The organism is Candidatus Zixiibacteriota bacterium, assembly GCA_040753875.1.
Classification (GTDB): domain Bacteria; phylum Zixibacteria; class MSB-5A5; order GN15; family FEB-12; genus DATKJY01.
This window is the reverse complement of record JBFMDV010000017.1, coordinates 22,290-30,902: the sequence shown is the minus strand read 5'-3', so window position 1 is coordinate 30,902 and position 8,613 is coordinate 22,290. Positions and strand designations below refer to the sequence as shown.

Sequence of the window (8,613 nt, the reverse complement as noted above, 5' to 3'; positions counted from 1 at the left end):
TGCTCCTCCAAATGCTCTTCCACCATCCGCACGGCCCGTTGACGGACCTCCGGTGCATACCTGCTTCGTCTTGCCATAACAGTAACCTCTCAAATAATTCTGTCTCCGGCAAGTCCGGGGCGGTTCAATGTCAATTTCACTCAATATCATATGTCAAGCGGTAGCTCGGGGGGATGGCTCAACCTGAATGTGGATATCCCAGATAACGAGCGCTATTGCTTCATCCTGTATCTTTTCCAGAGTGATACCAGTGTGTGCGAACTTGAAGGCGCTTATGTCGACGATGTTGCGGTCAAAGGTACTCCACTTATGCCCAACTTGACGTTTACCACTCCGTCTGATTGGGATGCTCCGGTCGTGGTGTCACACGATGACAACTCCACACATAACGGAACTCTCTACGCGGGACAAACGGCCTACATTAACTGGGCCATGATCAACAATGGAATTGCCGATGCGGGGCTAAGCAACACTGCCGTGTACGTTGACAATCAACTAATCGACTACTACGCCATTGAGCCTCTGGCGGCGGGGCAGATCGATAACTGGCTTCGTAGAGTCGAGTTCACGTTTACGCAGGGGTCGCATACGATACGAGTCAAATACGACACGCTGGAGCAGATACAGGAATCAAATGAGAATGACAATTCGTATCAGATAACGGTGAATGTGAATCCGGCTCTCATTCCCAACTTGCGCTTTCAAACATTTCCAGCTTGGTGGGGCGCACCTTTGGTAGTAGCGAATAACCGTGGGGGGAGGCACAACGAACCTCTGTACGCAAGTGATACTGGGTTTGTTTGCTGGACGATCTATAACTCCGGAACCGCAACGGCAATAGGATACTTCACGCGGCTGTATGTAGACGGCGCATTGATTGCGGAGTATTTCAGAGATTCACTTCGGGTATTCGCCTATGATACCACCGTGGACGTGCCGGTGTATCCGGGCCAGGGGGACCATGTTATCGAAGTTGTGACCGATTACGGGAACCGCATTGCAGAAACGAACGAGTTGGACAATACCATTGTTGATACGTTCACCTGGCAGGTGCCACAGCTATTCGTTGATGGGGTTGTGGAATACATGAAGCTGGGCGGGCAGTGGCCGCAATACATCCGACCAGCGGGCTTCCTTGTTCAGCTATGGTTATACGATGTCGCTACCGATCAGCCTCGGATTATGCTACAAGAAACCTACACCAATTTGGACGGCTGGTTCACTTTCTCGGGAGTCAACAACCTTGACTATGATGGCACACGACTGGACTTTTTTGTACGTGTCCTAACCGCAAATGACACCGTGATTGTGAGGAAGGATACCGCCGGCTACTTCCCTTTTTTCGTGGATGGGCCGCACGTTCAGGATGCACCAGATGGCTGGTACACGTTTAACCTGCCCACGCATTCTCGCATCTGGCCTGATTCCACTGCCAGCGCTTTCTTCTACGTGGCCGACGTATTGCGTGAGAACTGGCGAAAATGGATTCAGCTTCGCCCGGACCAGCAGCCAAGTCAGGTTCGGGCATGCCTTTCCAGAACAAAAACGACGTCCTATTACATACTGCCAGGGGATACCATTTACATTCCATCAGACTCGATACTTGGCACATGGTCACCTGACACGTTCGACCGCTCAGTCATATCCCACGAGTTTGGGCATTTTCTTCATTTTCAACTGCTATTTTTCATAGATACAACCAGCGTCGCAAATCCATTCTGGGAATCCTTGATTCCAGTGGGGCAGGCTTCACGCGAGGCTTTTGCGAATTTTTGGGCATCGTATGAAACAGGCACGCCAGTTCACCATAATAGTCGGTACGGATTTAGAGACACTCTCTGGATGAATCTGGAAAATGGGAAAGCGGGTACAAAGATTGCGGCCATACGTAACACTAACGTATCGGCAAATTCCATGGGCGATTCCTGCATAGGTGCAGTGGCAGGAATACTGTGGGACATATACGACGACACACCGGGGTTGGAAGACTTTGGCGGACCGCAAGACTGGAGGCGATTAGATACTATCCAGCACCCTGACGGACGCGGTGATTCAATTGGTCTCGGCATCGTGCCGATCGTTTCTGCCTTGCTTGACAAAGCACCCTATCCATACCGGCCGAATACGATAAACGAATTCTGGGAAAAGTGGTTTGCCAGTCCTTCTGTTGGCCATACAAAGGCGCTGAAGGATATCTGGTACGAACACGGCGAGGACCGTGACACCTGCGGCCCATATTTCGCGTGTTGTACTGGGATACGAGGTAACGTTGACGGCGATCCGCAGGATTTGGTGGACATCGGAGATCTCGGTCGTATGATTGATTTCATCTTCTTCAGCGCCCCCCTTTCCTCCTGTGCGGAGGAGAACAATGTCGATGGAATAAACGGAGTGGACATAAGCGATTTATCCACCCTCATCGATAATCTCTTCTTTGGCGGCCCATTGGCGCAATGCCCGGTGAGGACGAGCCAGTATCCGTCCAACATCGTGTACGACCACTGACTCGGCGATCACTCATATCACTATGACTAACAAGGCCGGAGTTGCCCCCGGCCTTTAGTGAACAAGTATCTGTCAGGCGCTGATGTCAATTCTGGTTTAGCAGTTTCTCCATTTCGTCGACCAGACCGGCGAACAGTCTGATCGTTCGATTCACCGGCTCCGTCGTCGTCATATCAACGCCTGCGTCTTTGAGAAGCGCTACGGGGTACTTTGATGAGCCCTTTTTCAGAAACGTCAGATATGCCTCGAGCGCCCCTTTCTCCTTGTCCAGAATCCGTTGCGACAGTGTCTGTGCCGCCGCATAACTCGTGGCGTACTGGTATACGTAGTACTGCCGATAGAAATGACCGATCCCCATACCTCTCAAATCATTCAACGGCCCCATCACCAGTTCCGGGCCCCAGTATTTCTGGTAGATCTCACGATAGGTCTTGCGGAAGAAATCCACCGAAAGGGCATCTCCCTTTTCCACCTGCTCGTGGATCGCCAGTTCGAACTCGGAAAACATGAGCTGGGTGTAGAATGTCCCGATAATCTGCTCGATATACTGGGTCAGGAGCCGCATCTTCTCCTTTTTGTCGCTGGTGTTCTTGAGCAGGTATTTCATCAGAATCGCTTCGTTGCAAGTAGACGCTACCTCGGCGGTGAATAGTGAGTGATCGTGGTAGATATATGGCTCGTTACGGTTGGAGTAGAAGCTGTTCATGGCGTGCCCCATCTCGTGTGACAGCGTGAACACCCAGTCGAGCGAACCGTTGTAATTCATGAGCAAGTACGGATGCGAGCTGTAGGTCCCCCAGCAGTAGGCGCCGGACCCTTTACCTTCGTTTTCGTAGACATCAATCCACCCTGAGTTGAGGCCGGTGCCAAAGTCCGCCTGGTACTGTTTGCCCAGCGGTGCGAGACCATCGAGGACGATTTTTTTTGCCTCGTCCCACGTGTAGTCCTTCCCCTTTTCCGATAGCAGCGGTGCGTAAAGGTCGTATGGATGAAGCGTATCGAGTTGCAGGATGCGCTTCCTAAGGCCCGCCCATTTGTGAAGCGGCGCCAGGTTGGCGTTGGCGGCATCGATCATGGTGCGGAACACGCTGGTTGGAATGCTGTCGGCATCGAGCGACATCTCGATACAGCTGTTGTATTTCCGCGCCTGCATCAGGAAATAATCCTTCTTCACCGAAGAGGATAGTGTCCCCGCCAACGTGTTGGCGAATTTCTCGTAGGTGCCGTAAAACATGTCGGCCGCGTCGCGCCGCACCCGGCGGTCGGTCGATTCGAGGAACTTCGAGTAACGTTCCTTGGTCAACTGGACGTCGTTGCCGCTCTCGTCTTTGATGCTGCCGAACGTGAGGTCGGCATCGTCGGCCATGGCGAAAATACGCCCCGGCGCCCCCATCACCGGCCCGGCCAACGCCAGCAATGCCTCTTCTTTGTCGGAGAGAATGTGTTCTTTGCTGCGAACTATCCGCTCCAGATAAAAGCGATAGACCGCAAGCTGTGGATCGGCCCTGAGGAACTCCTGCAATCGAGATGCGTCGATGGCCAGAATCTCCGGATCAGCGAATGCGACAGCGTTGCGGAACTGCGAATTAAGGCCGGTGATGCGGTCTCCCAACTCCTGGTACTTGCTGACCTTGTTGTTTTCATCGAGCTTCAGGTATGCATAGACATACAAATTGTCCGAAATGAGACTGAGGCTGTCGGACAATTCCAGAAAGTGGCGGAGATTCTCAGACGACTCGCCAAGGTGCCCCTTGAATGCCTCGAACCGTCCGATATTGTCTTTAATGACGTTGAAATCCTTTTCCCAGTTCGCCTCGGAATTGTAAATGTGCTCTACTTTCCACTGATACTGCGGTTCGATCTCCGAACGTTGTTTGGCCTTGGCGCTTTGAGCTAGAGCCGGTCCGTTGATCGCAATCGCTGCGACCAGTCCGACCAGCAGCGCTCGCCAGATTTGGCTTTGCTTCATGATGACTCCCAGATTACCTTTATCATTCCAGAGTTGTTAAGAGTGTCGTGGCGTAATATACGCAGCCGACATCCCACAGGACACGAGAAAAAGGCAGGATAGAGACATGTTCACTCATCATACCACCGTGCAATTGCACCAGACCGATGCCGCCGGGATACTTTTCTTCGGGCGGTTCTTCTTCTTAGCCCACGATGCCTACCAGGCATACATCGAATCCAAAGGGCTTGGGTTCGCTAAGATTCTTGACCAAGGACTGTTCCTGTTGCCGATTGTCCACGCCGAGGCGGATTACAAAGCGCCGCTTCGCGTGGGGGACAAGGTGACAGTGAGATTACGGGCGGAGACTATCGGCACCACGTCATTCATTCTCGCCTACGAGTTGACGAAAGAAGACGGCGCAATGGCGGGGACAGTAAAGACTGTGCATGTCTGGGTCGACCGCAAGACGTTCGAGAAACAGCCGCTGCCGGAGTGGGTGAAAGGAGCGCTGGGGAAGATTGCGTAATTAGAGGCCCCTCGTGAGTCATCGCCTTTGCAGTTGTGGCGGGTCTTGCGGCCGCAGTTGTTGTCAATTGTGCACTTCGTCACCGCTTAGTGCGACAAAGACGAGAAGTGATAGCGAACACATGCGGCCGTGTGGCCCGCCACCTTCTTGACACTTCTGAATCAGGCGAGGTACTCCTTGTGGTCGCAGCATTTACTCTTTACCCCCCAGTTTTTTTCTCGCCATCTCGGCAAACCGTGCGCGGCTCACTTTCAACTGCCCTTGCTGCGCCTCCATCGGATGAAACAAGAATGCGGTCGGTATCTTGTACACGGGAAGCGCCGATTGAAGGCGGTCGCCGAGTGAGTCGATGTCCATTTTGATTCCCCCGCTGCTCATCACAAACGCCACCGGCCGCTGCCCCCATTCGTCGTCGGCCACCGGCACCACGACCGCACCCTCCACACCCGCCACCTGCATGAGCGCCGCTTCTATTTCTTCAGGCTGGATATTCTCACCGCCGGAGATAAACATGTTGTCCTTGCGGCCGGTGACAGTCAGGTACCCGTCAGCATCAATCTGCCCCAAGTCCCCCGTATGAAACCAGCCGTCATCATCTACCGGTCGTTCGATCGACTCGCCGTTCACATACCCGGCGAACAGCGTTTCGCCTTTCACCAGAATCTCGCCATCTGAAGCGATAGAGACTTGTCGATATCGGAGCGGTTTGCCCGAAGTCTTGATCTTTGCTGGAAGGTCTCCCACTGCGGTCGTCGTTACCTGCGAGGCCATCTCGGTTAAACCATAGCTTTTGAATATCGGCAGTCCCGCCGAGTCAGCTTGTTGCAGAAGTGAGTCCGGTATGGCGCTGCCACCCATCAGAACTGCTTTGACTCCAGCGGCCATCTGTTTTGGCGTCTGACCGGAACCGAGCCAGCGGTACAGGAGCGTACTGACCAGTGAAACATGCGTAAACGAGCGTGACCGCATCATGACACCTTGTGCCGAATCGGGGATACCGATCATTACCGCACCTCCTCCGACCTGTGCCCGGAACAATATGGCAAGGCCGCCGACATGATACAGCGGCAGCGACAATATCCAGCTGTCCCCCGGACCGAAAGGGATGTTCTCATTCGAGCCAAGGGCACTGTAGTAGTGGTTCCCGTACGTATGCAGCGCTGCCTTGGGACGACCAGAGCTTCCGGAAGTAAATATGATTGTCGCCGGCTGGTCGAGGTCGATTTCTGTCGCCGGGACAGTGACTCGCTCATCGAGTTCATACAGCCTCTGCAATGCGATGGTTTGCGCCGCGCCATAACCGTGATGCCGCGCGCCCTCGCTGTCCGCAATGATGAACCGGCTGCCAACTGTGCTGAGCGCAAGTGCTACACCTGATTCGGGAAGATAGATATTCAGCGGACAGGCCACCGCACCCAGTCGAAACAGCGCCATCAACAGGGGAGGATACTCGACGCGGTTCTCGAGCAGAATCGCCACGCGATCGCCGCGCTTGATTCCCAATGATAGCAGCCGACCTGCCACTTGAGATACCAGCATATCATAGCTGCGCCAGTTGATCAGATCGTCGTCAACTATCAGCGCCGGATGGTCACCCCACTTCTCGGCTGCGAGGCGCAGTGGACATTTGATACTACGCGTCTGCAATCTCCGTGAGCCGTGACATATCTATCGTGTTCATGCATCGTTCCAGCTGTTCGAGTTGATACGTACCATTGATGACGGTTGGGGGATTGGTCAGCACGTCCTGTTCAAACCACCCGAGGGTATCGAGCCCACACGGAATATCCGCGTCACCAAGAGCCGCCGCAAGGTTGCTCAAGGCGATTATACCGACGCCGCTTTCGAAGCTGGAACTGACAATAGGACGGACACCGAGCGCGGAAGCAGCTTCGGCCATCTGCACGGCCATGGAGAGTCCTCCCAGAACGGTCGGTTTGAGAATGACAGCCGAAAGATACCCCGGCAACTCACCCGGCTCGGTATCCACCAACGACTCGTCGAGTGCAATCGGTAGTCCCGACTCATCGTGCAGATCCGGCAGCAAGTACGGGTCATCGAGGGGCTCCTCCACGTACTCAATGTTGCACCGGGACGTGGCTTTCGCGAACAACAGTGCTTGATCATAATCCCAGTTCTGGTTGGCATCGACTCGTATCGGCACGGAGCCACCGAGTTCCTCGTCCAGACGCCGAACGGTTGCGATGTCTGCTGCTACGGCACTCCTTCCCACTTTGATCTTTATGGCCCGGTAACCTCTTTCTCTGGCCTGGTATGCGGCCTCGATTAACTCGTCGTCGCTGCCGCCGAGAAGGGCGTTGAGTGGAATCTGGTTGCGATGGGTGGGACCGATTACTTCGGCCGGCGGTACACCATGATATGCGGAGAGCACGTTGAGGACAGCCGTGCCGATCCCGAAGCCAACCGATGGGTGCAGTTCCTCTGCCGAAATCTTTTCGCGGTATTCCCGGCGCACGAGCGCCAGGTCTTCGTGAATAACCGTTGAATCGATCGCTTCCCTGAGTCCGAGGAGCTGTGTGCGCGCCTCCGCCAGTGTCTCCAGGCTGAATCCCGGCAACGGCGCTACGTCACCCCATCCGGAGTGGCCTGAACTGCCTGTGATCTTAATAAGCAACCCTCGACGCTCAGTAACCGACCTGTCTTTGAGCCGGAGCGGCTGTTTGAGTGGAAGCCGGTATTCGTATATGTGAAACTCGTCGACTCTCACAATAGCCACCCTATCGAAAAGAGCAAACTATATACCAAGAGCAACTTGCCGGTTGCTGCAAGGGCGTTGTTGAGCGAGGGGCCGTCGGTACGCGTTAACACGGCTCGCACGGTCGGTATCGATACCGGAACAAACAGGAGCGAAAGCAGTGCAGGCACGGGGGCGGTGCCGACCAGCACCAGAAGAATAGGAGTTGAAGCGGCGACAATGAGACAAGCGACATATTCGGTTCGCGCAAACGTTCGCCCGAACCGCGCCGCCAGCGTCCTCTTACCGGCTGCCCGGTCACCATCGATATCCCGCAAGTTGTTCACCGTGAGGATCGCTACCGAGAACATGCCGGGGGGAACGCCTGCTACCAACGGCGTGACGGCCGGCTCGAGCGTTTGCACATAGTGCGTCCCCCACACCGGGACAAAGCCGAAGAAGATCAGCACGAAAATGTCCCCTAGACCGTTATAGCCGAGCGGAAATGGTCCGGCCGTGTAAAGAACTCCGAACAATATCGAGAAGATGCCGATGAGCAGGATTGGCAAGCCGCCACGTACCACAAGATAGCAGCCGGCGAGAACCGCCAATCCGAATACGATTATTGTTGCCCGCTTCATCGCCTGGGGCGTCACCAGCCCGGCCGCGGTGACACGAAGCGGGCCGAGCCGTTCCCCGGTATCGGTCCCCATGGCATGATCCGAATAGTCATTGGCGAAATTGGTCCCGATCTGAATCATCACGGCGCCGAACAGCGCTGCCAGCGCTGACAGCAAGTGCCCGCCTCCATCGGAATAGGCCATTGCCGTCCCGATGATCACTGGCGCCACCGAGGCCCACAGCGTTTTCGGCCGAGCGGCTGCTAACCATGTTTTGAGATTGGGAGTCATCGATAGCTCAGGCGAAGCCTGTTTC

The 8,613-nt window shown here is 54.8% G+C and carries 6 protein-coding genes; 2 read left to right on the top strand and 4 right to left on the bottom strand.

Annotation, left to right across the window (positions count from 1 at the left end):
- The first annotated feature begins 150 nt into the window (after positions 1-150).
- Positions 151-2,505 carry a CARDB domain-containing protein gene (locus AB1644_06285; GenBank protein MEW6050654.1) on the top strand — a complete coding sequence of 785 codons (2,355 nt, stop codon included), beginning with the start codon at positions 151-153 and terminating at the stop codon, positions 2,503-2,505.
- A gap of 85 nt (positions 2,506-2,590) precedes the next feature.
- Here AB1644_06285 and pepF read toward each other — a convergent pair whose 3' ends face one another.
- Complete coding sequence (gene pepF / locus AB1644_06280) at positions 2,591-4,474, bottom strand: oligoendopeptidase F (protein ID MEW6050653.1); 1,884 nt, start codon at positions 4,472-4,474, stop codon at positions 2,591-2,593.
- Between the two features lie 106 nt (positions 4,475-4,580).
- On the opposite strand from pepF, the gene AB1644_06275 reads away from it, so the two are divergent.
- Positions 4,581-4,982 (top strand): thioesterase family protein, encoded by a 402-nt coding sequence (locus AB1644_06275; GenBank protein MEW6050652.1) that lies wholly within the window; start codon positions 4,581-4,583, stop codon positions 4,980-4,982.
- Positions 4,983-5,174: 192 nt separating this feature from the next.
- On the opposite strand, the gene menE is transcribed toward AB1644_06275, so the two are convergent.
- Genes menE through AB1644_06260 form a run of 3 tightly spaced genes read right to left on the bottom strand, consistent with a single transcriptional unit; the run spans position 5,175 to position 8,588 of the window.
- Positions 5,175-6,629, bottom strand: a complete 1,455-nt coding sequence (gene menE / locus AB1644_06270) for an o-succinylbenzoate--CoA ligase (GenBank protein MEW6050651.1) — start codon at positions 6,627-6,629, stop codon at positions 5,175-5,177.
- Positions 6,616-7,710 carry an o-succinylbenzoate synthase gene (gene menC, locus AB1644_06265; protein ID MEW6050650.1) on the bottom strand — a complete coding sequence of 365 codons (1,095 nt, stop codon included), beginning with the start codon at positions 7,708-7,710 and terminating at the stop codon, positions 6,616-6,618. The genes menE and menC overlap by 14 nt, the downstream gene beginning before the upstream one ends.
- Positions 7,707-8,588, bottom strand: coding sequence for a 1,4-dihydroxy-2-naphthoate polyprenyltransferase (locus AB1644_06260; GenBank protein ID MEW6050649.1), 882 nt, complete (start codon positions 8,586-8,588; stop codon positions 7,707-7,709). The genes menC and AB1644_06260 overlap by 4 nt, the downstream gene beginning before the upstream one ends.
- Positions 8,589-8,613 lie beyond the last annotated feature (25 nt).

Bases quoted from the DNA above. Each gene is read 5' to 3' on its own strand.
- AB1644_06285 (MEW6050654.1), top strand. From the start codon at position 151: ATGTCAAGCGGTAGCTCGGGGGGATGGCTCAACCTGAATGTGGATATC.
- pepF (MEW6050653.1), bottom strand. From the start codon at position 4,474: ATGAAGCAAAGCCAAATCTGGCGAGCGCTGCTGGTCGGACTGGTCGCA.
- AB1644_06275 (MEW6050652.1), top strand. From the start codon at position 4,581: ATGTTCACTCATCATACCACCGTGCAATTGCACCAGACCGATGCCGCC.
- AB1644_06260 (MEW6050649.1), bottom strand. From the start codon at position 8,588: ATGACTCCCAATCTCAAAACATGGTTAGCAGCCGCTCGGCCGAAAACG.